Annotated in this window: 20 protein-coding genes and 5 tRNA genes; 3 read left to right on the top strand and 22 right to left on the bottom strand. The window is 62.1% G+C overall.

Annotation, left to right across the window (positions count from 1 at the left end; genetic code table 11):
• Positions 1 to 28 precede the first annotated feature (28 nt).
• The 14 genes from rpoB to ACVOLZ_RS14625 form a co-directional block, all read right to left on the bottom strand.
• Complete coding sequence (rpoB, locus tag ACVOLZ_RS14560; RefSeq protein WP_481516755.1) at positions 29 to 4,219, bottom strand: DNA-directed RNA polymerase subunit beta; 4,191 nt, start codon at positions 4,217 to 4,219, stop codon at positions 29 to 31.
• A 313-nt stretch (positions 4,220 to 4,532) separates the two neighbouring features.
• A complete protein-coding gene (gene rplL / locus ACVOLZ_RS14565) occupies positions 4,533 to 4,898 on the bottom strand; it encodes a 50S ribosomal protein L7/L12 (protein WP_303749025.1) in 366 nt (121 codons plus the stop codon).
• A gap of 63 nt (positions 4,899 to 4,961) precedes the next feature.
• The gene (gene rplJ, locus ACVOLZ_RS14570) at positions 4,962 to 5,498 is read right to left on the bottom strand and encodes a 50S ribosomal protein L10 (protein WP_481516756.1); all 537 of its coding nucleotides are present in this window, start codon (positions 5,496 to 5,498) and stop codon (positions 4,962 to 4,964) included.
• A 465-nt stretch (positions 5,499 to 5,963) separates the two neighbouring features.
• Positions 5,964 to 6,662: a 50S ribosomal protein L1 gene (rplA, locus tag ACVOLZ_RS14575; RefSeq protein ID WP_481516757.1), complete on the bottom strand. Its 699-nt coding sequence runs from the start codon at positions 6,660 to 6,662 to the stop codon at positions 5,964 to 5,966.
• A gap of 4 nt (positions 6,663 to 6,666) precedes the next feature.
• Entirely contained in the window at positions 6,667 to 7,095 is a 429-nt protein-coding gene (gene rplK, locus ACVOLZ_RS14580; protein WP_057630030.1) for a 50S ribosomal protein L11, read from the bottom strand.
• Positions 7,096 to 7,289: 194 nt separating this feature from the next.
• Complete coding sequence (gene nusG / locus ACVOLZ_RS14585; protein ID WP_057630031.1) at positions 7,290 to 7,850, bottom strand: transcription termination/antitermination protein NusG; 561 nt, start codon at positions 7,848 to 7,850, stop codon at positions 7,290 to 7,292.
• 10 nt (positions 7,851 to 7,860) lie between these two features.
• Entirely contained in the window at positions 7,861 to 8,271 is a 411-nt protein-coding gene (secE, locus tag ACVOLZ_RS14590) for a preprotein translocase subunit SecE (protein ID WP_346498829.1), read from the bottom strand.
• A gap of 50 nt (positions 8,272 to 8,321) precedes the next feature.
• A tRNA-Trp gene (locus ACVOLZ_RS14595) sits at positions 8,322 to 8,397 on the bottom strand.
• A 104-nt stretch (positions 8,398 to 8,501) separates the two neighbouring features.
• Positions 8,502 to 9,692 carry an elongation factor Tu gene (gene tuf, locus ACVOLZ_RS14600; protein WP_481513040.1) on the bottom strand — a complete coding sequence of 397 codons (1,191 nt, stop codon included), beginning with the start codon at positions 9,690 to 9,692 and terminating at the stop codon, positions 8,502 to 8,504.
• 49 nt (positions 9,693 to 9,741) lie between these two features.
• Positions 9,742 to 9,817, bottom strand: a tRNA-Thr gene (locus tag ACVOLZ_RS14605).
• A gap of 38 nt (positions 9,818 to 9,855) precedes the next feature.
• A tRNA-Gly gene (locus ACVOLZ_RS14610) sits at positions 9,856 to 9,929 on the bottom strand.
• A gap of 28 nt (positions 9,930 to 9,957) precedes the next feature.
• Positions 9,958 to 10,043: transfer RNA gene (locus ACVOLZ_RS14615), tRNA-Tyr, on the bottom strand.
• Positions 10,044 to 10,180: 137 nt separating this feature from the next.
• Entirely contained in the window at positions 10,181 to 11,200 is a 1,020-nt protein-coding gene (locus ACVOLZ_RS14620) for an isoaspartyl peptidase/L-asparaginase family protein (RefSeq protein WP_481516758.1), read from the bottom strand.
• Between the two features lie 187 nt (positions 11,201 to 11,387).
• The gene (locus ACVOLZ_RS14625; RefSeq protein WP_481516759.1) at positions 11,388 to 12,431 is read right to left on the bottom strand and encodes a cyanophycinase; all 1,044 of its coding nucleotides are present in this window, start codon (positions 12,429 to 12,431) and stop codon (positions 11,388 to 11,390) included.
• 161 nt (positions 12,432 to 12,592) lie between these two features.
• On the opposite strand from ACVOLZ_RS14625, the gene ACVOLZ_RS14630 reads away from it, so the two are divergent.
• Entirely contained in the window at positions 12,593 to 15,382 is a 2,790-nt protein-coding gene (locus tag ACVOLZ_RS14630) for a TonB-dependent receptor plug domain-containing protein (protein WP_481516760.1), read from the top strand.
• A 651-nt stretch (positions 15,383 to 16,033) separates the two neighbouring features.
• On the opposite strand, the gene ychF is transcribed toward ACVOLZ_RS14630, so the two are convergent.
• From ychF to ACVOLZ_RS14670, 8 genes are all read right to left on the bottom strand, one after another.
• A complete protein-coding gene (gene ychF / locus ACVOLZ_RS14635) occupies positions 16,034 to 17,125 on the bottom strand; it encodes a redox-regulated ATPase YchF (protein WP_481513051.1) in 1,092 nt (363 codons plus the stop codon).
• A gap of 80 nt (positions 17,126 to 17,205) precedes the next feature.
• Entirely contained in the window at positions 17,206 to 17,787 is a 582-nt protein-coding gene (gene pth, locus ACVOLZ_RS14640; protein WP_481516761.1) for an aminoacyl-tRNA hydrolase, read from the bottom strand.
• Between the two features lie 53 nt (positions 17,788 to 17,840).
• The gene (locus ACVOLZ_RS14645; RefSeq protein ID WP_481516762.1) at positions 17,841 to 18,443 is read right to left on the bottom strand and encodes a 50S ribosomal protein L25/general stress protein Ctc; all 603 of its coding nucleotides are present in this window, start codon (positions 18,441 to 18,443) and stop codon (positions 17,841 to 17,843) included.
• A 105-nt stretch (positions 18,444 to 18,548) separates the two neighbouring features.
• Positions 18,549 to 19,508, bottom strand: a complete 960-nt coding sequence (locus ACVOLZ_RS14650) for a ribose-phosphate diphosphokinase (RefSeq protein WP_346498821.1) — start codon at positions 19,506 to 19,508, stop codon at positions 18,549 to 18,551.
• Positions 19,509 to 19,615: 107 nt separating this feature from the next.
• A tRNA-Gln gene (locus tag ACVOLZ_RS14655) sits at positions 19,616 to 19,692 on the bottom strand.
• A gap of 3 nt (positions 19,693 to 19,695) precedes the next feature.
• Positions 19,696 to 20,574 (bottom strand): 4-(cytidine 5'-diphospho)-2-C-methyl-D-erythritol kinase, encoded by an 879-nt coding sequence (gene ispE, locus ACVOLZ_RS14660; RefSeq protein WP_481516763.1) that lies wholly within the window; start codon positions 20,572 to 20,574, stop codon positions 19,696 to 19,698.
• A complete protein-coding gene (gene lolB / locus ACVOLZ_RS14665; protein ID WP_481516764.1) occupies positions 20,571 to 21,230 on the bottom strand; it encodes a lipoprotein insertase outer membrane protein LolB in 660 nt (219 codons plus the stop codon). Before lolB ends, ispE begins: the two co-directional genes overlap by 4 nt.
• Complete coding sequence (locus ACVOLZ_RS14670) at positions 21,227 to 22,909, bottom strand: tetratricopeptide repeat protein (protein WP_481516765.1); 1,683 nt, start codon at positions 22,907 to 22,909, stop codon at positions 21,227 to 21,229. The genes lolB and ACVOLZ_RS14670 overlap by 4 nt, the downstream gene beginning before the upstream one ends.
• Before the next feature lie 67 nt (positions 22,910 to 22,976).
• Between ACVOLZ_RS14670 and hemA the strand changes: the two genes are divergently transcribed.
• Positions 22,977 to 24,260, top strand: coding sequence for a glutamyl-tRNA reductase (gene hemA / locus ACVOLZ_RS14675; RefSeq protein WP_481516766.1), 1,284 nt, complete (start codon positions 22,977 to 22,979; stop codon positions 24,258 to 24,260).
• Entirely contained in the window at positions 24,238 to 25,323 is a 1,086-nt protein-coding gene (prfA, locus tag ACVOLZ_RS14680; protein ID WP_481516767.1) for a peptide chain release factor 1, read from the top strand. The genes hemA and prfA overlap by 23 nt, the downstream gene beginning before the upstream one ends.
• Positions 25,324 to 25,490: the final 167 nt, after the last annotated feature.

Consider the following 25,490-nt stretch of genomic DNA (forward strand, 5'->3'; position numbering starts at 1 on the left):
CTGCATCAATGCAGCAGCGCCTGCGCAATCAACCGCCTTCCAGTTCCATGTTGATGGCCAGCGAGCGGATTTCCTTCACCAAAACGTTGAAGGATTCCGGCATGCCCGCAACCATCTCGTGCTCACCGTCGACGATGTTCTTGTACATCTGGTTACGGCCCTGTACGTCATCGGACTTCACCGTCAGCATTTCCTGCAGGGTGTAGGCCGCGCCGTAGGCTTCCAGTGCCCAGACTTCCATTTCACCGAAGCGCTGACCACCGAACTGCGCCTTACCACCCAGCGGCTGCTGGGTAACGAGCGAGTACGGACCGGTCGAACGGGCATGCATCTTGTCGTCGACCAAGTGGTTCAACTTCAGGTAATGCATGTAGCCAACCGTGGTCTTGCGGTCGAAGGCTTCGCCGGTGCGGCCGTCATACAGCTGCATCTGCGTCTTGCTGGCGTTGAAGCCCAGGCGAGCGGTTTCCGGTGCTTCATCCGGGTAGGCCAGATTCAGCATCTCGCGGATTTCTTCTTCCGCCGCGCCGTCGAACACCGGGGTTGCCATCGGCACGCCGTCGGTCAGGTTCTTGGCCAGGTTCAGCAGTTCTTCGTCGCTGAACTGGGACAGGTCCACGCGCTGCTCGGAAATGGCCGAGTCATGGTTGTAGATCTTGCCCAAGAACTCACGCAGTTCGCTGACCGCACGCTGCTGTTCCAGCATGCCCTGGATGCGCTTGCCCAGGCCCTTTGCGGCCCAGCCCAAGTGCACTTCCAGAATCTGGCCGATGTTCATACGCGACGGCACGCCCAACGGGTTCAAGCAGATGTCCACGGTGTTGCCGTCAGCCATGTACGGCATGTCTTCGACCGGCACCACGTTGGAGACCACACCCTTGTTACCGTGGCGGCCTGCCATCTTGTCACCCGGCTGGATGCGACGCTTCACGGCCAGGAACACCTTGACCATCTTCAGCACGCCCGGTGCCAGATCGTCGCCCTGGGTGATCTTGCCGCGCTTGTCGGCGAAGCGACGCTCGAATTCCTTCTCGTGTGCCTGGATCTGCATCTGGGCACGTTCGATGGCGTCGGACGCGTCGTCGTCCTTCATGCGCAGGGTGAACCAATCGGACTTCTTCAGGCCGTCCAGCAGCGCGTCGGAAACAACGTCACCCTTCTTCAGGTTGGCGCCGCCGTTGGCAACCTTACCCACGATCTGCGAACGCAGACGTGCGTAGATGGCGCCTTCCAGGATGCGGAACTGGTCGTCGAAGTCCTTCTTGACGCGCTTGATCTCGTTTTCTTCGATCTGGCGTGCGCGCTTGTCCTTCTCGATACCGTCGCGGGTGAAGACCTGCACGTCGATGACGGTGCCGTCCATGCCCGGCGGAACGCGCAGCGAGCTGTCCTTAACGTCCGAAGCCTTTTCGCCGAAGATCGCGCGCAGCAGCTTCTCTTCCGGGGTCAGCTGGCTCTCGCCCTTCGGCGTGACCTTGCCAACCATGATGTCGCCGGAGCGCACTTCCGCACCGATGTACACCACGCCGGATTCGTCCAGACGGTTCAGCGCCTGCTCGGACACGTTCGGGATATCGGCGGAAATTTCCTCCGGCCCCAGCTTGGTGTCACGCGCAACGCAGGTCAGTTCTTCGATGTGGATCGTGGTGTAACGATCTTCCTCGACCACACGCTCGGACAGCAGGATGGAGTCTTCGAAGTTGTAGCCGTTCCACGGCATGAAGGCGATCAGCATGTTCTGGCCCAGCGCCAGTTCACCGATATCGGTGGACGGACCATCGGCCAGCACGTCGCCGCGCGCGATCACATCACCCACGTTCACCAGCGGACGCTGGTTGATACAGGTGTTCTGGTTCGAACGGGTGTACTTGATCAGGTTGTAGATATCCACGCCGGCATCTGCCGGATCGGTGATCTCGTTCTCGTTGGCCTTGACCACGATGCGGCCGGCGTCGATCTGCACGATCTCGCCGCCACGCAGTGCGTTCACGGTCACACCGGAGTCACGGGCCACGGCGCGTTCGATACCGGTACCCACCAACGGCTTCTGTGCACGCAGGGTCGGCACGGCCTGACGCTGCATGTTGGCGCCCATCAGTGCGCGGTTTGCGTCATCGTGCTCCAGGAACGGAACCAGTGCCGCAGCGACCGACACGGTCTGCATCGGCGAGACGTCCATGAAGTGGACTTCTGCCGGCGGCTTGAGCAGCGACTCACCCTGGAAGCGGCACGGTACGAACTGCTCGGTGAGCATGTTCTTGGCATCGGTCAGGGCGTTGGCCTGGGCGATGACGTACTCGTTTTCTTCGATGGCCGACAGGAACTCGATCTCGTCGGAGACCTTGCCGTCATGCACCTTGCGGTACGGGGTTTCCAGGAAGCCGTACTTGTTGGTACGTGCGAACACGGCCAGCGAGTTGATCAGGCCGATGTTCGGGCCTTCCGGCGTTTCGATGGTGCAGACGCGGCCGTAATGGGTCGGGTGCACGTCGCGCACTTCGAAGCCAGCGCGTTCGCGGGTCAGACCGCCCGGGCCCAGCGCCGAGACGCGACGCTTGTGCGTCACTTCCGACAGCGGGTTGTTCTGATCCATGAACTGCGACAGCTGCGAGGAGCCGAAGAATTCCTTGATCGCGGCAGCAACCGGCTTGGCGTTGATCAGTTCCTGCGGGGTCAAGCCTTCCGACTCGGCCATCGACAGGCGCTCCTTGACCGCGCGCTCGACGCGGACCAGGCCCACGCGGAACACGTTCTCGGCCATTTCACCGACCGAACGCACGCGACGATTACCCAGGTGATCGATGTCATCGACCACGCCGCGACCGTTGCGGATCTCGGTCAGCACCTTGATCACGTCAAGGATGTCCGAACCTTCGCCGTGTGCGGCGACCAGGCGCTTGGATTCCTCGTCGTTACGCTCGCCGAAGTACTTGCGGTCATACAGCACCGACTCACCGGTGACTTCCTTGCGGCCGACACGACGGTTGAACTTCATGCGGCCGACCGTGGACAGGTCGTAGCGCTCGAAGGTGAAGAACAGGTTGTGGAACAGGTTCTGCGCGGCGTCCTTGGTCGGCGGCTCGCCCGGACGCATCATGCGATAGATTTCGACCAGCGCTTCGAGCTGGGTCTTGGTGCCATCGATGCGCAGGGTGTTGGACAGGTACGGGCCACGATCCAGATCGTTCACCCACAGCGTGCCCACTGCATCAACGCCCGCCTTGCGGAAGTTCTGCAGCTGCTCGTCGCTGATTTCGTCGTTGGCCTGGGCCAGCAACTCGCCGGTGTTGGCATCAACCACGTCGTGCGACAGGATGCGGCCGACGATGTAATCGTCCGGCACGGCCAGGGCAGCAATGCCCGATGCCTGCAGCTGCTTGATGTGGCGCGCGGTGATGCGCTTGCCGGCTTCCACGATGACCTTGTCGCCGTCAGCCAGGTCGAAGTTCAGCGTTTCGCCACGCAGACGCTCCGGCACCAGCTCCAGCTGCACGCCTTCGTCCGGGTTGATGTGGAAGGTGTTGACCTCGAAGAACTCGGCCAGCATCTCTTCGTTGTTGTAGCCCAGCGCACGCAGCAGCACCGACACCGGCAACTTGCGGCGGCGATCGATACGGGTGAACAGTGCGTCCTTCGGGTCGAACTCGAAATCCAACCAGGAACCGCGGTACGGAATGATGCGGGCGCTGTACAGCAGCTTGCCCGAGCTGTGGGTCTTGCCACGGTCGTGGTCGAAGAACACGCCCGGCGAACGGTGCAGCTGCGACACGATGACGCGCTCGGTACCGTTGACGATGAAGGTGCCGTTGTCGGTCATCAACGGGATTTCGCCCAGATAGACCTCCTGCTCCTTCACATACTTGATCGCCTTGGTCGACGACTCGCGGTCGTAGATGACCAGACGCACGGTGACGCGCAGCGGCGCGCCGTAGCTCATGCCGCGCTGACGGCACTCGCGCTCGTCAAACACCGGGTCGCCCAGCTTGTAGCCGACGTATTCCAGGGCAGCATTGCCGCTGTAGCTGGAAATCGGGAACACCGACTTCAGCGCAGCATGCAGGCCGTGGTCGGAGCGCTTGGCCGGGTCGATGTTTTCCTGCAGGAATTCGCGGTACGAATCAACCTGGATCGCGAGCAGGAACGGCACCTCGAGGATCGAGCGCTGCTTGCCGAAATCTTTGCGGATGCGCTTTTTTTCGGTGTACGAATAGGACGTCATGAGGTCTTCCACCTTGTTGTGCGAGCCGTGCGTCCACGACCCGTAAGGAAATCTTGAAATTGTCAGTTGGAAGTCGCTGGTATTGCCGGCACCAGCACGCCTTCTATTGCTACTTCCAACTGCCAACTCGCTTGTATCGGCTGCGGGTCACTCCATCGTCTGGAGCGCAGCGCCTGACACTTGCCACGTTGGTCTTTCTATTGCCTGCCAGGCACGCCCGGCATTACAACGATTTGAAACGACCAAAGGCCGGGGGCTTTACGCCCCCAGCCTTGGCTGCATCGCCGTGAATCGATGACGATGCAAGAACTGATTACTTCAGCTCGACGGTCGCGCCGGCGGCTTCCAGTTCCTTCTTGAACTTGTCAGCGTCTTCCTTCGAAGCGCCTTCCTTCACGACGCCGCCGGCTTCAGCCAGGTCCTTCGCTTCCTTCAGGCCCAGGCCGGTGATGGCGCGGACAGCCTTAATCACTTCGACCTTCTTCGCGCCGGCATCCTTCAGGATGACGTTGAATTCGGTCTGCTCTTCAACAACAGCAGCCGGGCCAGCAGCAGCAACTGCAACCGGGGCAGCAGCCGAGACGCCGAACTTCTCTTCGATGGCCTTGACCAGCTCCATCACTTCCATCAGGGACTTTTCGGCGATCGCGTCGACGATCTGATCGTTGGTAAGGGACATTTTGATTACCTTTTAAAAATATTCTGGATTGAGGTTCCGTGCGGAACCACGTGGACGTCGAGCTTAGACAGCTTCAGCTTCAGCGGCCGGCTCGGCAGCTTCCGCTGCACCGCCTTCCTGCTTCTCACCGATAGCCTTGATGGCGCGGGCGAACATGGTGACCGGCTCGGTCAGGACGCGGGCCAACATGGCCAGTGCCTGATCACGGGTCGGCAACGATGCCAGCACGTCGACGTGGCTGGCCGGGAAAACTTCCCCGCCGATTGCCACGACTTTCGCCTTCAGCTTGTCGTTACCCTTGGCTGCATCCTTGATCAGGCGACCGGCTGCGCCGGGCTCCTCAAGCGAAAACGCATACAGCAGCGGACCAACCATCTGGTCTTTTGCAACTGCGAAATCGGTGCCTTCAACGGCGCGCGAGGCCAGCGTGTTCTTGACAACTTTCAAGAAAACACCGGTTTCGCGGGCCTGCTTACGCATCGCGGTCATTTGAGCGACCGTGGTGCCAGCGTATTCGGCTGCGATCAAGGAGTGAGCCTTGGCGGCGATGTCTGCCAGCTCGGCGACTACTTCTTGCTTCTGGGACAGATTGAGAGCCATTGCACTCCTCCGTTTAAGCGGGGACTGGGGATTCGGAACCAGCGCAGGCGGATCAACCGCACCGCCGACAACGAACCACTAATCTCTGCTTCAAACATATTCCGCTTACGGCTCCTAGCCGTGTGCGGTCCTGGGCGGCATCCGTCCTGGACGCCGGGAACATCGGGTGATGTTCCGGTGGTGGCCGTTCTAGAGCTGGAGTGTGCAGACCTGGGCGGACCCAGACATACGTGAACCAGAAAAATCCAGAAGGGCGGCACCATCTACGCAGGGTGATCCGAGAACGAATCGATTAAGCGACCTCGCTGTACCGGCGGCGACTCCCTGCCAAATCGAGCTTCCGTGCCCGTCGCCGATATGCGCTGACCGCGCCTGCGGTCTTTGACGGCTCCACGCAGGTAAACCTGCGCGACGCCTTCAAAATGACGGCCCCGGCACCAAAGGTACCGAGGCCGCTTCAAACAACTACTTCAGGGTCAGCGAGGACTGGTCAACAGTCACGCCCGGGCCCATCGTCGAGCTGACCGAAACCTTCTGCAGGTACAGGCCCTTCGAGGTGGCCGGCTTGGCCTTGATCAGGTCAACCAGCAGTGCCTGCAGGTTCGACTGCAGCGCGCCGTTTTCGAAGCTGGCCTTGCCGATGGTGCAGTGGATGATGCCGGCCTTGTCGGTGCGGTAACGCACCTGACCCGACTTGGCATTCTTGACGGCTTCGCCCGGGTTGGCCGAAACGGTGCCGACCTTCGGGTTCGGCATCAAGCCACGCGGGCCCAGCAGGGTGCCCAGCTTACCGACAACGCGCATCGCGTCCGGGGTAGCAATGACGACGTCATAGTTCAGATCGCCGGCCTGCATCTTCTCAGCCAGGTCGTCCATGCCGACAGCTTCGGCGCCAGCGGCCAGGGCTTCGTCAGCCTTGGCACCGGCCGGAGCGAACACGGCAACGCGGACCGACTTACCGGTACCGGCCGGCAGCACGGTGGAACCGCGCACCTGCTGGTCGGACTTCTTGGCGTCCACGCCAAGACGCACGGCAACGTCGATCGACTCGACGAACTTGGCCTTGGTGGCGGTCTTCAGGATATTGATTGCGTCCTCGAAGGCATACGCCTTACCCGGGACAACGGCGGCCTTGATGGCCTTCTCACGCTTATTCAGTGCCATCAGATTAACCCTCTACCACCAAGCCCATGGAACGGGCAGAGCCCGCAATCGTACGCACGGCGGCGTCAAGGCTGGCAGCCGTCAGATCGGGCTCCTTCGCCTTGCAGATTTCTTCCAGCTGCGCACGCGTCACCTTGCCCACCTTGTCGGTGTTCGGCTTCTTCGAGCCCGAAGAAATGCCAGCGGCCTTCTTCAGCAGCGTGGTCGCCGGGGTGCTCTTGGTGATGAAGGTGAACGTACGGTCCGAATAGGCCGTGATGATCACCGGCACCGGCAGACCCGGTTCCAGCTTCTGCGTTGCGGCGTTGAACGCCTTGCAGAATTCCATGATGTTCAGGCCGCGCTGACCCAGCGCAGGACCGACCGGCGGCGAGGGATTGGCCTGGCCGGCCTTTACCTGCAGCTTGATATAACCAACTACTTTCTTTGCCATTGAAGTGCTCTCCGGGTGCTAGCGCCTTGCGACAACAGGCTCCCCATCGGACCGGGAATCACGCGTCCCGGCATCGCGTTATGAAATCGCACCAAAGGCCACCTCGCGGCAGCCCTTGATTTGCTCCCACATTGGGGAGCCGAAAATTGTAGCAGCTTTTTGCGACGCCACCTGAACAGGTGGCGCGCAGCGCCTTAGATCGCCTTCTCGACCTGGCCGAACTCGAGCTCGACCGGGGTGGCGCGACCGAAGATCAGCACCGAGACGCGCAGGCGGCTCTTTTCGTAATTGACCTCTTCGACAACGCCGTTGAAATCGTTGAACGGGCCTTCGGTGACACGGACCATCTGGCCCGGCTCGAACAGCACCTTCGGACGCGGCTTCTCGACACCTTCCTGAACGCGATTCAGGATGGCAGCGGCTTCACTGTCCTGGATCGGCAGAGGCCGGTCGGCAGTGCCACCGATGAAACCCATGACCTTCGGGGTTTCCTTCACCAAGTGCCAGCTTTCGTTGTCGATGCGCGGGATACCGGCTTCTTCGTGGGTTTCGATCTGTACCAGCACGTAACCCGGGAAGAACTTACGCTCGGAGCGGCGCTTCTGGCCTGCGCGCATTTCCACCACTTCTTCAGTGGGGACCAGCACATCACCGAAAAGCTCCTGCATCTCGTCACGCGCAATGCGATCACGCAGCGCCTGCGCAACCGACTTCTCAAAACCTGAATAGGCGTGAACGACGTACCAACGCTTCACAGATATCTCCTTAACGACCCAAGAACCACTGGGTCAGCTTCTGGATCACGAAATCAAAGCCACCCAACAGCAGGCTCAGCACGATCACCACCACAACCACCACCCACGTCATGCGGATAGCTTCCTGGCGGGTCGGCCACACAACCTTGCGCAGCTCAAAACGGGATTCAGAAAGGAATTCGATTGTCTGACGGCCCTTCGTGGTCAGCAGGAACACTGCACCACCAGCCACCAGACCCAAAACCACTGCCAGCGCACGCCACTGACCGGCCCACGCGCCCAACTGGGCAGCACGCGGCTGATCGGCAAACCAGAACCAGACAAACAGACCCGCCAGCACCAACAGCGCAGCGCCGACGTACTTGACGATATCACCACCCGATGACGCGGCGGACTTGGAATGTTCGATCTTGCTGTTCATCCGACTCTTGTAGCTGGTGCGACCAAGGTCACTGGATAGAGAGTTGCAAGTGGCACGCCAGGAGGGACTCGAACCCCCAACCTGCGGTTTTGGAGACCGCTGCTCTGCCAATTGAGCTACTGGCGTATGACTTGACTGTTACACATCACCTTAGACGGCGAAGGCGGACCGAGTTACCCGGCCCGCCTTTCGCGCAACCAACAGCGTTTACTGCTGGCGCTACAGGCTTATTAAGCGACGATCTTTGCAACCACGCCGGCGCCGACAGTACGACCACCTTCACGGATTGCGAAGCGCAGGCCTTCGTCCATTGCCACCGGGTTGATCAGGGTGACGGTCATCTTGACGTTGTCGCCCGGCATCACCATCTCGACGCCTTCCGGCAGCTCGCAAGCGCCGGTGATGTCGGTGGTACGGAAGTAGAACTGCGGACGGTAGCCCTTGAAGAACGGGGTGTGACGGCCGCCTTCGTCCTTCGACAGAACGTACACTTCGGCTTCGAACTGGGTGTGCGGCTTGATCGAACCCGGCTTGGCCAGAACCTGGCCACGCTCGACGTCGTCACGCTTGGTGCCGCGCAGCAGCAGACCGGCGTTGTCGCCTGCCTGACCCTGGTCCAGCAGCTTGCGGAACATTTCCACGCCGGTGACGGTGGTCTTCTGGACCGGACGGATACCGACGATTTCGATTTCTTCGCCGACCTTGATCACGCCGCGCTCGATACGACCGGTCACCACGGTGCCGCGGCCCGAGATCGAGAACACGTCTTCCACCGGCATCAGGAACGGCTTGTCGACGTCACGCTCCGGGGTCGGGATCCAGCTGTCCAGTGCATCGACCAGCTTCAGGATGGCCGGCACGCCGATCTCGCTCTGGTCGCCTTCCAGCGCCATACGGGCCGAACCGTGCACGATCGGGGTGTCGTCGCCCGGGAAGTCGTACTTGCTCAGCAGCTCACGGACTTCCATTTCGACCAGTTCCAGCAGCTCGGCATCGTCAACCATGTCGGCCTTGTTCAGGAACACGACGATGTACGGCACGCCGACCTGACGCGACAGCAGGATGTGCTCGCGGGTCTGCGGCATCGGGCCGTCAGCAGCCGAACAGACCAGGATCGCGCCGTCCATCTGGGCAGCACCGGTGATCATGTTCTTGACGTAGTCAGCATGGCCCGGGCAATCCACGTGGGCGTAGTGACGCGAAGCAGATTCGTACTCAACGTGCGCGGTCGAGATCGTGATACCACGAGCCTTCTCTTCCGGCGCGGCATCGATCGAGGAGTAATCCTTGAACTCGCCACCGAAGCGCTCTGCACCGATCTTGGTCAGCGCGGCAGTCAGCGTGGTCTTGCCATGATCGACGTGGCCGATGGTGCCGACGTTGACGTGCGGCTTGGTACGCTCGAACTTGCTCTTGGACATGGCTGCTTCTTCTCGGTAACAGGGTTAGTTGTGCACTATCTGCGAAAGATGGTGCTCACGAAAGGAATCGAACCTTCGACCTCCTCCTTACCAAGGAGGTGCTCTACCGACTGAGCTACGTGAGCGAGTTGTCTATTATGCCGTGTTTTTTCGTTTCGTTCAATGGAGCGGGAGACGGGAATCGAACCCGCACCATTAGCTTGGAAGGCTAAGGTTCTACCGTTGAACTACTCCCGCACCGGGAAAACACGTCACAACATAAAACTGGTGGAGGGAGGTGGATTCGAACCACCGAAGGCGTAAGCCAGCAGATTTACAGTCTGCCCCCGTTGGCCGCTTGGGTATCCCTCCATTCCACTCCCTTGTCGAGGACCGCGGCCTTGCCGGTCAGGGGTGGGTGAGCTCGCTATTTTGGTGATCAACGCCGATGCTGTCAACAGAAATCTTCACATTCGGTGAAATTTCTTTTTCTGCACCGGCGGTGCCGATCACTCGCCGGGCATCTTAATCTTTTCGTCGGCAAAAATCGCCACGTGCGGCACACCATCTGCACCAATCCAGCCGCGATACATGCCTTCGGTGTTGAACGGCATCGCAGCCTTGCCATCGGTAGACAACACGATGCCGCCGCCATCACCACCGAGCTCGGGGATGCGCTTGACGATCACTTCATCGCCCGCCTGTGCAGCTGTTTCCTTCAAGTACTTCATGCGTGCACAGATCTCATGCGCGACGGACAGGCGGATGTAGTACTCACCCCAGCCCGTGCCTGATACCGCGCACTGGTCGCTGGCATAGGTGCCAGCACCGATGATCGGCGAATCGCCAACACGTCCATAGCGCTTGTTGGTCATGCCACCAGTGGAAGTGCCCGCTGCAAGCTTGCCCTGGTTGTCCAGCGCAACCGCACCGACGGTGCCGAAATGCTTGGCGGTTTCCAGGTCAACATGCGCCTGCCCTGCAGCCTCTTCCTTCAAAGCGCGCTGCAACTGCTCCCAGCGCTTCTCGGTACGGAAGTAGGACGGATCCACCAGTTCGATCTTCTGCTCGGCGGCAAACATTTCCGCGCCCTGCCCCACCATCATCACGTGCGGGGAATGCTCCATCACCGCGCGCGCAAGCAAGATCGGATTCTTGACGGTATGCACGCCGGCGACAGCACCGGCACGCAGCGTGGCGCCATCCATCAACGAGGCATCCAACTCATTCTTGCCATCATGGGTGAACACCGCGCCCCGGCCTGCATTGAAGGTCGGATCGTTCTCCAGCACGGTGATCGCGGCAGTCACTGCATCCAGCGCAGGCTTGCCCGCAACCAAAGCCTGATGGCCCTGGCGCAATGCCTCCGTCAACGCCGCGCGTGCTGCACGCTCTTCTGCAGCGCTGAAATCCTTGCGCTCGACCCCTGCCCCACCGTGGATGACCAGCAAGGGAGAAACCTCGGCTGCCGCGGCAGCTCCCGAGGACAGCGACGCCAGGCCCAGCAGTACTGCAGAAGTCAGCTTCATGTTTCTTCACTCCCGAATGGAACCCCGATTCTAGGCAGGTGCCAGCCACTCTGAACAGTCACCAAAGTCGCCCACTCCCTCTTTCTGACACCGGCCGAGCCCGCGCCTGCATTCTGCCCCTGCAGCAGCCACTCCCAAGGGCAACAAAAAAGGGGCCGAAGCCCCTTTGTCTGTTGATCGCTAGCGCTCAGTTGGGATGCAGCTCCAACTCGCCATCGACCACGCTGGCCATCGCAGTGAAGGCAGCGTTGTCGACCCTGAACCCATCCAGATGCAGACGACTGCCTGCACCCACGCCAGTGACCGGAATAGAACTGAATTCCAAGGGCTCACCATTGCTCAAGCGATCCGCCGTGCGTTGCGGCATCACCAGCCAGGCATAGCCATCGTTCAAGGAATACACCTGGCCACGGCCATCCGCCTCCACGCACAGGGCGGTGTCTTCATCGACGCCGATGCCGACAATATCGTCCTTGCCTTTTTCCTGCGCGGCACGGGCGACAAACACAATCAAGCGCCCCAGACGATCGCGCTTGGCGAAGTGGGTATCGGTCACTACGTTGGACAGGTAGGGCATGGTCAGGAAATCCCGGTCCATGGTCACCTTGCTCCCCATCGGGTCGCTCAAAGCGGCCGGTGAGTTGACACTGCCACCGTCCAGCGCGCCATAAGCGTAGCCACCGAGGATGGCCAAGCCAGCACTGGTACCGCCGATCGGCTTGCCAGCACGGACATGCTCATTGAGCAGATTATTGAGCTCGGTGCCTTTCCAGAAGCGTATGTAGCGCGACTGGTCACCGCCGGCGATGAAGATCGCATCGGCGCCACGCACCACACGCAGCACTGCCGGATCATCGGCCGCCTTGCGACTATCGAACACCAGCGTCTGCACAGCGGTGACACCGCCGATGTCGTAGTACAGCTCCTTCTGCATGTTGTCGTCACCAGAGGCGCGCAGGATCACCACGCGGCCGTGCCCGGCGCGTTCAACCCACCAGTGGAAGGCCTCCGGCACCCAGTCGCCCCCCCCCATCAACATCATGGCGGCCTCGGTCTTGCCCGGGCGCGGTGCGTCGAGATCACCCACTTCGTAATAGCGGTAGCCGGCTGCGCTGATGCCACGCGAATCCTCGGCGTGAAGCACACCTGCCGTGGCGATAGCCGCCACGACCAGGGCCAGCCGCCCCCACCAGGAACTCTTACGTTTCATAACAACCTCAATCTGATGCATGTAACCGCTTACAGCTGTAATGCCAGACTTTTCGGCAGTGGTCAAGCGTGTAAAAAAGGTGTTAGATGATGCCAACCCATTCACATTACAGACAGGGTTGGCCGGCATTCCCCTACATGCCGACGGGACAAAACCGGATATTTTCATCAGAGAGCTGATTCATGCGTAAGCACGCGATGGTGTGTTCAATCCAACTGGCCCTGCTGTCTATGGCCGCCCCCGCCCTGGCGCAGACCGCCACCCAAGGCCAACCGCAACAACTCGACACGGTGCAGGTCACCGGCTCGCGCATCCCGCGCGCCCAGGTGGAAGGCCCAGCGCCGGTCACCGTGGTGACCGCCGAGCAGATCAAGTCCGCTGGTTTCACCTCGGTTCCGGACGTCTTGCGCTCGCTGAGCCAGAACAGCGGCAGCACCCAGGGACAGCAGAACACCACGGGCGCTCAGTCCACCCCTGGCGCGCAGGCAGTCGACCTGCGCGGCTTGGGGCCGAATCACACCCTTGTACTGGTCAACGGCCGTCGCATCGCTGACTTCCCGCTGCCGCTCAATGGCCGCAGCAACTTCACCGACGTCGGCAATATCCCGCTGGGCATGATTGATCGGATTGAAGTACTGACCGGCAGCGCATCGGCCGTGTACGGCTCCGACGCCATGGCCGGCGTCATCAACTTCATCCTGAAGAAATCCACCGACGGCACCACTTTCGACTACCGCTTTGGCGATACCAGCCGCGGCGGTGGTTCATCGCATAACTTGACGATCACCACTGGCTTTGAGCGGGAGAAGTTCAGCGGCATTGTCGGCGTTGAGCTGATCGACAAGCGCCCACTGTGGGGCACCGATCGCAGTGTGCAGGATTCGACGCTGGACTCGCCGGCTGAGGAACGCCGCCTGCCGCGCCTGATCGCACAGCTGCAGAACTGGGACGACGACGAAAACATCGCACCGGCTGACGGCTGCGCCGCAATGGCCGGCCTCAACGGCGGCACCACCGTGCTCGCCGAGAACGACCTCGGCCCGTATTGCGGCAGCGAGCGCGCCATTGCCTATCGCACCATCCAGAACGAGCGCAAAGGCTTCAACGCCTATGGCTCGTTCGAGTACCGCTTCAATGACGCTCTGTCCTGGTTTGCCGATGTCCAGCTGGGCCAACAGAAGGTCAAGCTGCTGACCGGCACCAACGGCAACGATGTGGCCAGCGACCATATGGGCTGGGAGTTTCATGACCCGAACTCGACCGGCAATTACCGCAACAAGATCTTCTACAACGCCACTACCGAGCGCTACGAAAACTGGGCGCGCCAGTTCACCCCGGAAGAAGTGGGCGGCCTGCGCAACCGCATGAACACCACCACCCAGAAGACATTTGCGGTGACCACTGGCCTGAAGGGCATGATCGGCGAGGAATGGAACTGGGAAGGCGCCTACAACCACTCCCAGTACAAGGCCGACGTCAAAATGCCGCGTATCAAGGCGGCTGCAGCCAATCGCCTGTTCTTGGGCGAGCTGCAGGGCTATGACGATGACGGCATCGCGATCTACACCCCGGATCCGGCACGTCTGTTCACGCCCCTGACCCAGGCCGAGTTTGCCTCGATCGCGGCAATGTCCACCTTCCGCCCCGAAGCCAAGAACGACAACCTCAGCTTCACGGTAGACAACTCCTCGCTGTTCTCTATGCCCGCTGGCGATGTCGGCTTCGCAGGCGCCGTGGAATACGGCAAGCAGTCCTATAAGATCAACCCCGATCCACTGGCACTGACCGAAGACGCTTATTACGGCCCGCGCTACGGCGATGGCCATGGCGACCGCGACCACTGGAGTGCGGCCGGCGAATTGCGCGTGCCACTTGCCTCGACTCTGCAGGCAAGCGTGGCCGGGCGCTATGACCGCTACAGCTACGGCAACAAGAACCCGGGCAAGTTCACCTACAGCGCCGGCCTGGAGTGGCGCCCGCTGGATACCTTGTTGCTGCGCAGCTCCTACGGCACCGGCTTCCGTGCACCGGACATGCACTACCTGTTTGCCGGAAACGACTACTACCGCACCCGCGCTGCCACCGATTACTTCCAGTGCCGCACCGCCGAGCCGGGCGTCACCGATGGCTACTGCTACGACGACGGCAGCTATGACGGCAGCACCTTCGATGTCTACAGCGGCAACATGAACCTGGATGAGGAAACCAGCAAGTCGTTCTCAGCCGGCTTTGTCTGGTCGCCCGTAGCCAATTTCGATCTGGCGGTGGATTACTACAAGATCCAGATCGAGAACCAGGTGCAGACGCAGGACCGCGAGCTGCTGCGCATCACCGAAGCCAACTGCCGCCTGGGCAGCACCGACAGTGGCGCAGCGGTCGACATCAACTCGCCTACCTGCGTGGATGCATTGGCACGCGTGATCCGCGACGGCGATGGCAACATCACCAGCGTACATTTCGGCCCGATCAACATCGCCAACGAGGAAACCTCGGGCATCGACGTTGCCGCCAACTATCGTCTGCAGACTGCGAACGCGGGTGATTTCAGCTTCACCGGCCAGTACAACTGGACCCATCGCCACACCCGCCAGCAGTTCCCGGGCGACCCGAAGGAAGACATGCTCGATGTCAGCTTCAGCGCCACCACCCTGCCGCGGGTGAAGTCCAACCTGGGCGTGAGCTGGGACAAGGGGGCGTGGGGTGCCAGTCTGTTCGGCAGCTATCTGGGCCGGGTTGCCAACTACGACAACGATGCATGGACCGAAGCAACCTGGCGCTTCAACGCCGGCGCGCGCTACGACATCACCGACCATCTGCGCGTATCCGTGTCGATCAACAACCTGTTCGACAAGATGCCGCCGAAGGACCCGACCTGGTCGAACTACCCGTACTACGACACCTCATGGTTCGACAGCATGGGCCGCAGCTACTACGTGCAGCTCACCTGGAAGCTGGGCGGCAAGGCGCTGTAAGGCCTGCTCGCTTGTACTGCCAACAAGGCCCGCCACTGGCGGGCCTTGTTGTTTGTGCAGGCCCTGGCGGCACGAGCAGTCGGCAGTACCCGGACTGCACCCAGCCGATTCTTCTCCACAGCCGCTGTGTGCAATGAATGGAGAAGGCTGTGGACAACTGCGTGCAGGGCTTGTGCTGCAAGGCTTTCAAAATAGTGGTGAATTTATAGCCAATGCACTATGACGAAGGCGTGCGGCTTTTTGTAGGAGCGGCGTAAGCCGCGAAGCACGTACATCATCAGGCGACACAGGCTCCCGCGGCTGCAGGAATGTCAGCTTCGCGGCTGACGCCGCTCCTACAAATTCGGACCACCCCATTTTCTGGGAGCGGCGTCAGCCGTGAAGCTCATGCATCGTCAGGTTGCATAGGCGCTTGGAGCTTCAAGAAGGCCAGCTTCGCGGCTTACGCCGCTCCCACAAGCAACTCTGTTGCGCACAGGAATGCTCCACAGCAACTGTGTGCAATGGATGGAGAAGGCTGTGGACAACTGAGCGCAGGCCTTGCGCTGCAAGGCTTTCAAAATAGTGATCAAATTTTGACCACACAACAAACCACACATACAACAAGGCCCCGCATTGCGGGGCCTTGTTTGTACTGCAACATCCAAGGAATCAGACGTTGAAGCGGAAATGCAGCACGTCGCCTTCCTTGACGATGTAGTCCTTGCCTTCCAGGCGCAGGCGGCCGGCTTCCTTGGCGCCCTGCTCACCCTTGAGGTTGATGAAGTCCTCGTAGCTGATGGTTTCGGCGCGGATGAAGCCACGCTCGAAGTCGGTATGGATCACGCCTGCTGCCTGCGGCGCGGTCGAACCGGCACGCAGCTGCCATGCGCGGACTTCCTTCACGCCTGCGGTGAAGTAGGTCTGCAGGCCAAGCAGCTTGTAGCCGGCGCGGATCACGCGGTTCAGGCCGGGCTCTTCCAGACCGAGGTCCTTGAGGAACTCATCGCGGTCGGCGTCATCCAACTGCGCCATTTCTTCTTCGATGGCCGCACACACCGGCACCACTTCGGCACCTTCGGCTTCAGCGCGGGCACGCACCACGTCCAGCAGCGGGTTGTTCTCGAAACCGTCTTCAGCAACGTTGGCGATGTACATCAACGGCTTCAGCGTGATCAGGAACATGTCACGGATCAGCGCCTTCTCGTCGGCATCGAGGCCGGCGGCACGCGCCGACTTGCCCTGATCCAGCGCCGAGGCGAGCTTTTCCAGCACCGGCTTGCGGGCCAGCGCTTCCTTGTCATTGGCCTTGGCTGCGCGGGTAGCGCGATCCAGTGCCTTCAACACGGATTCCAGGTCGGCCAATGCCAGCTCGGTATCGATGGTTTCGATATCGGCGATCGGATCGACCTTGTTGGCCACGTGGATGACGTTGCCATCTTCGAAGCAGCGCACGACGTGGGCGATGGCGTCGGTCTCGCGGATATGCGCCAGGAACTTGTTGCCCAGGCCTTCACCCTTGGAGGCGCCAGCGACCAGACCGGCGATGTCGACGAACTCCATCGTGGTCGGGATCACCCGCTCCGGCTTGACGATGGCCGCCAGCGCATCAAGGCGCGGGTCCGGCACCGGCACCACACCGGTGTTCGGCTCGATCGTGCAGAACGGGAAGTTGGCCGCAGCGATACCCGCCTTGGTCAGCGCATTGAACAGGGTCGACTTGCCGACATTGGGCAGACCGACGATGCCGCATTTGATACCCATGGATCTGTCCCTCGGGAATGGAGAATCGGGAATGGAGAATTGGAAAGCGCGCAGCCTTCCGATTCCCCATTCCCCATTCCCTACTTGCCGCTTGTGTGCAACCGCTTCATTGCTTCGCTGAAATCGCCAGCTACCGCCAACGGCATCACGTCGATGGCCGCATCGATGGCCTGCGCCATCAGCACCGCGTCATCTGGCGACGGACGGCCCAGAACCCAACCCACCACGCGGTCCTTGTGACCGGGATGGCCGATGCCAAGACGCAGGCGATGGAACTTGCCATGACCGAGCAGACGGATGGTGTCACGCAGGCCGTTCTGGCCGCCATGACCACCGTCGAACTTGAGCCGGGCCACGCCGGGCGGCATGTCCAGTTCGTCGTGTGCAAGCAGGGTTTCTTCCGGCTCGATCTTCCAGAACCGCTGCGCGGCGGTGACCGATTTACCGGCGAGATTCATATACGTGGCCGGCTTCAACAGCCATACCGGCTGCCCAGCAATCTCGACCTTGGCGACTTCGCCAAACAATTTGCTTTCCAGCGCCCAGCGCGCACCCTGCCGCTCTGCCAGGGCCTCAACGAAATGAAACCCAGCGTTGTGCCGGGTTCGGGCGTGTTCGGGTCCGGGGTTACCGAGACCAACGATCAATCGCAATCCAGTCATCTGTCAGATGCATCTGCTGCGCCCGCTCCGGAGAGCGGGCGCAACATAGCCGATTACTCGGCTGCTGCTTCTTCTGCAGCGGCAGTCTTGGCGATGACAACGGCGTCGTCATGGCCCTTGCCCAGCTTCAGTGCCGGGATTTCAACGCCAGCCGGCAGCTTCAGGCCCGACAGGTAGATGATGTCGCCAGCCTTCAGCTCGCCCAGGTCGACTTCGATCGACTCCGGCAGGTCCTTCGGCAAGCAGGCAATCGCCACTTCCTTCAGTTCGTGGGTGACCAGCACGTCGGCAGCCTTGCCAGCCGGCGAGGTGTCTTCGTTGATGAAGGTCAGCGGGACCGAAGCGTGCAGCACTTCATTTTCGTTCACGCGCTGGAAATCCAGGTGCATGACCAGCTGCTTGTACGGGTGACGCTGCATGTCACGCAGCAGCACCTTGTGGATGGTGCCGTCGAGGTTCAGGTCGATGATCGACGAGTAGAACCAATCGTTGAACTGGGCCAGCCAGATTTCGTTGTGGTTGAACTGGACCTTCACCGGCTCCTTGTTACCACCGTAAACGATACCCGGGACCACGCCTTCGTGACGCAGGCGGCGGCTCGCACCCTGACCTTGCACGTCACGACGGGCGACTTTGATTTCGTGGGACTTTGCCATTGTTGACTACTCTAGGTTGTTGCATCGCCTCGCGGCGTTGCGTAAAGACTCTTCCGCGACCAGAAGAGCCCGTGATGATCCCCGGCAAGCCGGGGACCGGATCCATCAATCCACGTACATCGAGCTGACCGACTCACCGAAGGCGATGCGGCGCATCGTCTCGGCCAGCATTTCGGCCACGCTGATCTGGCGGATCTTGGGACAGACGCGAGCCACTTCGGAAAGCGGAATCGTGTCGGTCACCACCAGCTCATCGAGCTGGGAGTTGTTCAAATTGTCCACCGCCGGGCCCGAGAGCACGGCGTGGGTGCAGTACGCGGCAACCTTGAGTGCTCCGCGCGCCTTGAGGGCGGCTGCGGCAGCACACAGGGTGCCGGCGGTGTCGACGATGTCGTCGACCATCACGCAGGTCTTGCCTTCAACGTCACCGATGATGTTCATCACGGTGGCAACATTGGCACGCGGGCGGCGCTTGTCGATGATGGCCAGGTCGGCATCATCCAGGCGCTTTGCCACGGCGCGGGCGCGTACCACGCCACCTACGTCCGGGCTGACCACGATCAGGTTGTCGGTGCCATAGACGCGCCAGATGTCGGCCAGCAACAGCGGCGACGCATAGACGTTATCGACCGGCATGTCGAAGAAACCCTGGATCTGATCGGCGTGCAGATCGACCGTGAGGATCTGGTCGGTGTGCACAGCCGAGAACATCTTTGCAGCAACCTTTGCGGTGATCGGCACGCGCGAGGAACGCATGCGACGATCCTGGCGAGCGTAGCCGAAGTACGGCACCACCGCAGTGACGGAGGCGGCGCTCGCGCGCTTGAGCGCGTCGATGATCACCAGCAGTTCCATCAGGTTTTCGGCACTTGGAGCGCCGGTGGACTGAACCACGAAAACGTCCTGCTTACGCACGTTCTCCTGGATCTCGACCTGCACTTCACCATCGGAAAACTTGGAAACCAGTGCCTTGCCCGGTCTTACCCCGAGTTCCTTGCAGATGCTCTGCGCAAGGTGTTTATTGGCATTGCCGGAAAAGACCAGCAGGTTCGGGGAATCTTGCATGACAGCTCTCTCGGGCGGGGGCGAGTAGCAAAAGAAACGTGGTTACTGCGGCGATGGCGCGGGTGTGGCAGGCGCACATCCATTGCGCTTACAGCGTTGGGAGTGTGTGGCAGGGGCGGTAGGATTCGAACCTACGAATGCCAGGATCAAAACCTGGTGCCTTGGGCCTCTTGGCGACGCCCCTGCATCAAACAATTCCCGTCGTTTCCAGCGCATCAAGCAGTGGCGAGCGATCAACACCCGCAGCTACCCAAGCTCGCAGTTGCGGCGGCAATTCCGCCAAGGCCTGCTCTGCAGCAGCGCGCGTAGCGAACTCGACGAAACAACCGCTTCCCGACCCCGTGAGTCGTGCCCGACCAATACCTGACAAGGCCTGGAACGTCGCCTCGATGGCAGGTTCCTGGCGCCGTAGTACCGGCTCGAACGCATTTCCGAGGACGGTCCCGGAAGCGAAGTCCGCTATTTTCACGGGCTTGGCATCCCGCGTCAAATGCTGTGAACGAAAAAGTTCAGCCGTGGGCACGTGAACACCCGGATCCACCAGCAAATACCATGCTTCCGGCAATTCTATCGGCGTCAGCAATTCGCCCACCCCTTCGGCCCAAGCGCTGCGCCCGCGCACAAATACCGGCACATCGGCGCCCAGACCGACACCAAGGGCTGCCAATGCGTCCTCGTCCAGCCCGGTGCCCCAGAGCGCATTCAGCGCCACTAGCACGGTTGCCGCATCGGATGAACCGCCACCGAAGCCGCCGCCGGCCGGAATCCGCTTTTCAACTCGGATATCGACACCTTGGGCGCAATTGGTGGCATTTTTAAGCGCGATAGCCGCACGAACCACCAGATCATCGGCTTCTGCAACGCCTGCCACGGACGGCCCGTCGCGACGCACCTGCCCGTCTTCACGCAGGCGCAGACCGATGCGATCACCCCAATCCAGCAACCGGAATACGGTCTGCAAGGCGTGGTAGCCGTCAGCGCGCCGCCCGGTGATATGCAGAAACAGGTTCAACTTGGCCGGGGCCGGCCAGTACGACCAACCCGCAGCATCAACAACGGCAATCATGGCGCGCCCGCACCCCATTCATCCACGATCAGACGAACCTTGGCATCGCCATTGACCGCCTCGATCCGGCGCGGCAGCGACGGACGTCCTGCTTCGGCCGGATACCAGTCCAGATAATCAACCTGCCAGCCCTGCTGGCGCAGCACCCGTGGCCGGCCCTCGGCGTCGAAACCAAGGTGTTCCGGGCTGGCACCGGCGCTCGGCAGGCCACGCACCCACTCAGCCAGCTGGGCGACTGGGATCTCCCAACCAGTGGCCTGCAACAGCAGCTGGCCAGCGTCATCGGCCGTGCGCGGACCGCCTTCAAGGCCGTCCAGGCGCACCGCCTGCCCCGGTTCACCGCCGCTGAGCTGCCAGCTCTGGCGGGTAACAGGCGCGGCCAGACTGACCTGATAGGACGGCCCCTGCTGCAGCCAATCGATCCGGCCATTGCCGCCGTTACGCCCCTTGCTGATCGCCACCCGGCCCTGGAATGACCAGTTCGGCTGTGCCTGCAGCGCAGCCTGCCGTTGCTGTTCCGCTGCCTGCGCCTGCGCCGACACCTGTGCCACCTCAGCCGCTACCGGCGCCGCCTGACGCTTGGGCACCGAACCACAGGCCGCGAGCGCCCCCACTACCAGCAGCGCCAACGGCGCCCGCCACATCATTACGTTCATACACCCAACTTTTCGATCGCACGCTGCAGCGCGCGGTTGTCCGGATCCAGCTTGCGGGCTTCTTCGAAGTAGCGCCGGGCTTCATCTTTCTGTCCCAGCACCCACAGCACTTCGCCTACGTGCGCAGCGATTTCCGGGTCCTTGTTCAAGGTCCAGGCGCGACGCAGATGTACCAGCGCCTCATCGTTGCGACCCAGGCGATATAGCACCCAGCCATAGCTGTCGACGATGGCGGCATTGTCCGGCTCGGCCACGCGCGCACGGTCAATCAGCTCCAACGCCTCCTGGTAGCGCTGGGTGCGGTCGGCCAGGGTGTAGCCCAGCGCGTTCAGCGCCGCCACGTTCTCGGGCTCGGCCACCAGCACCTTGCGCAGGTCAGCCTCGGCGCGCGGCACATTGTCATTGCGCTCCCAGGCCAGCGCACGGGCGTAGAGCAAGGCACTGTCATCCGGGAACGCAGCCAAGCCACGCGCCAGTACATCGAATTCGGCCTTGGTCTGGCCGTCGCGCAGCTGCAGCTCGGACTCGAGCAGATAGGCGTCGCGGCGCACATCGTCGTCCAACGAGGCATCGGCCTGCACCGCCTGCACTTCCTTGGCGGCGCGCGCCTTGTCACCCATCAGGTGCAGCGCATTGACCGCACGCAACTGCGCCTCACCACGATGCTCGCCACCCGGCACGCCGTGATACCAATCCACGGCCTCCTGGTAGCGCTTCAGGTATTCGGCGATCTTGCCCAGCAACAGCCGCTGGTCCGGATCTGGCTTGCTGGCCTTGGCCGCGATGTCCTGATACAGCGCCAGCAGCGCCACATCGTCCTTCTGCTTGGCCAGCAGCGAGGCACGCATGCCCCAGCTCTGCAGGTTCTGCTCACCTACCGACAGCACATGTTCGGCGGCAGCGGTTTCACCCAGCGTGTCATAGGCGATGGCCAGCGCACCGCGCAGCTCGTCGTCTTTCTCCGCCTTGGGCTCGATGCCCTTGAGCAGGGTCAGCGCCTCGTCCTTCTTGCCGGCTTGGTTGAGCTGGGAGGCATGCAGCAACGCCACCCGCGGCTCATCCGGGAAGCGCCGCACCACCTCGCCCACCATCCGCCTCGACAGTTCGGGGCTTTCCATGCGCAGGGCCAGCCGGCCGAATTCCTGCCAGGCTTCCAGATCGTTGGGGATCGCATTGGCGTCCACCAGCATGCCCAGCACCTGTGCCGGCACCGCCGGGTCGCGGCCACCGGTGGCCAGCGCCAGCAGCGCATAGCGCCAGGCCCGTGGTTCAGGTGAACGCAGCACCGCCAACAACTCCTTGCGAGCCAGCTTGGCATCGCCATTGCGCATGGCCAGCGCACCACGGGTGCCGCGCACCGCTACCGAGCCGGGGTCGCGCTGTGCCCATAGGGCCAGCGCCTGCTCGGCGCGGTCGGCGTCATCGGCCAGCATGGCGATGCGGGTGGCGCGTTCGGCCAGACCCACGTCACCCTTGGCTTCCTGGGCGGCCTGCAGGTACCAGCGGGCGGCATCGGGCAGCTTGCCGGCCTGCAGCGAGAACTCGCCGGCCAGCACAGGGGTCAGCGGCAGGCCTTCAGCCGCCAATGGCGCCCGGACTGGCGCAACCGGGGCCGCCAGCACCGGAAAAACCGGCAGGGAAAGCAACAGAACGGTGCATATGCGATTGAATACGGGCATCTGGCGCAACCGGGCCGTAAAATGGCGGCCTTCAACAGCCAGCAGCTTATCGCAAGCAACTGAACAGATGACCCTGTGGGTGCTCGGACTGAATCACCAGACTGCGCCGGTAGAACTGCGCGAACGCGCTGCCTTTGGCGGAGACGCCCTGCCGCGCGCGATGGATTCATTACGGCAGACCCCACAACTGGCCGAAGCAGTGCTGCTGTCCACCTGCAACCGCACCGAGCTGTATGCCGTTGCCGAGGACAGCAAGGCCCTGAGCCATTGGCTGGAACACCACGCCGGCAGCCTGCAGGGCTATCTCTACCAGCACAGCGATGGCGAGGCCGTACGCCACCTGTTCCGGGTCGCCACCGGGCTGGATTCGATGGTGCTGGGTGAGCCGCAGATCCTGGGCCAGGTAAAAGATGCCTGGGCGCTGGCCCACGACAGCGGCGCAATCGGGCAACAATTGGACCGGTTGTTCCAGCAGACCTTCTCCGTGGCCAAGCGAGCCCGCACCGACACCCGCGTCGGCGCCAACCCAATCTCGGTGGCCTCCACCGCCGTGCGGCTGGCGCAGGACTCGTTTGCGCGCATGGACGAGTCCACCGTGCTGCTGGTCGGTGCCGGCGAAACCATGGAACTGGTCGCCAAGCACCTCAGCGATGCCAAGGTGAAGCGGCTGCTGATCGCCAACCGCACCTTGGCCAATGCGCAGGACCTGGCCAGCCGCCACGGCGGCGTGGCGCTGCCCTTGACCGAGCTGGAGCACCATCTGGGCGAAGCCGACGTGGTGTTCTCGGCCACCGCCGCGCGCGAACCGGTGATTCTGCACCGCCAGGTCGCCAGCGCACTGCGCCTGCGCCGACACAAGCCGATGCTGCTGTTCGACCTGGCCGTGCCACGCGATATCGAAGCCGAGGTTGGCAAGCTGGCCGACGCCTACCTGTACACCGTGGATGATCTGGAACGGGCCGTGGAAGAAAACCGCCGCGGCCGCCGCGAGGCCGCCGCCGAGGCCGAATCCATCATCGACCTGCAGGTCACCCGCTACCTGGAAAACCTGCGCGCAGCTCGCCTGCAGGCACCCATCCGGCAGCTGCGCGCGTTCGGCGAGGCCACCCGCGCCGAATTGCTGGCCAAGGCCCGGCAACAGCTGGCCCATGGCAAACTGCCTGACGAAGTACTGGAGCAGCTGGCGCACGGCCTGACCAACCGCCTGCTGCATCCGCCCACCGCCGCCCTGCGCCAAGCCGCGCAGGATGGCGATACCGATCTCACCCGCGCCGCCGAGCGCCTGTTCCCGGCCACGCCCGGGTATCACCACCCCGCTGCGAGGAATGATGACGCCGACCCTGCGCCGTAAGCTGCTGGCACTGGCCGAGCGCCGAGAAGAACTGGAACGCCTGCTTTCCGACCCGGATGTGGTCGCTGACAACGAGCGCTTCCGCAACTTTTCCCGCGAGTTCTCGCAACTGGAACCCATCGCCACTGCATTGGCGAACGAAACCCGTGCGCTGGAAGACCTGGCCTCGGCCGAAGCCATGCGCAACGACCCGGAACTGCGCGAACTGGCCGAGGAAGAAATCAGCACCGCCCAGGCCCGTCTACAGGCATTGGACGAGGAACTGGCACTGCTGTTGGTACCGCGCGATCCGCGCGACGAAGGCAATCTGTTCCTGGAAGTGCGCGCTGGCACCGGCGGCGACGAAGCAGCGATTTTCGCCGGCGACCTGTTCCGCATGTACGCCCGCTATGCCGAGCGCCAGGGCTGGAAGGTGGAAATCGAATCCGACAACCCCGGCGAACACGGCGGCTACAAGGAAGTGGTAGCGCGGGTGGTTGGCCGCGGCGCCTATTCCAAGCTGAAGTTCGAATCCGGAACCCACCGCGTGCAGCGCGTGCCGGCCACCGAATCGCAGGGCCGCATCCACACCTCGGCAGCGACGGTGGCGATCATCCCCGAAGCCGACGATGTCGAAGACGTGGTGATCAACCCTGCCGACCTGCGCGTGGACACCTACCGCTCCTCCGGCGCCGGTGGCCAGCACGTCAACAAGACCGAGTCGGCGATCCGCATCACCCACATCCCCACCGGCGTGGTGGTGGAATGCCAGACCGAGCGCAGCCAACACGCCAACCGCGACAAGGCGATGAAGCGCCTGAAAGCGCAACTACTGGATGCCGAGCGCAGCAAGCAGGCCGCAGCCCAGGCCGAGTCGCGCCGGTTGCAGGTAGGCAGCGGTGACCGTAGCCAGCGCATCCGCACCTACAGCTTCCCGCAGGGCCGCATCACCGACCACCGCGTCGAAGGCCTGACCCTGTACGACCTACCCAACATCATCGAAGGCGGCTTGGACGACCTGATCGCACGCCTGCAGCACGAGCATCAGGTGGATGAACTGGCGCGCTTGGCTGAAGGGACGTAATACGCCTCCTCCCTTGCGCGCAGCGCAGGCTTTGCTCCCTCCCTTATGCGCAGCATAGGCTTTGCTCCCTCCCTTATGCGCAGCATAGGCTTTGCTCCCTCCCTTATGCGCAGCATAGGCTTTGCTCCCTCCCTTATGCGCAGCATAGGCTTTGCTCCCTCCCTTAT

It is taken from the genome of Stenotrophomonas sp. STEN020 (genome assembly GCF_056760195.1).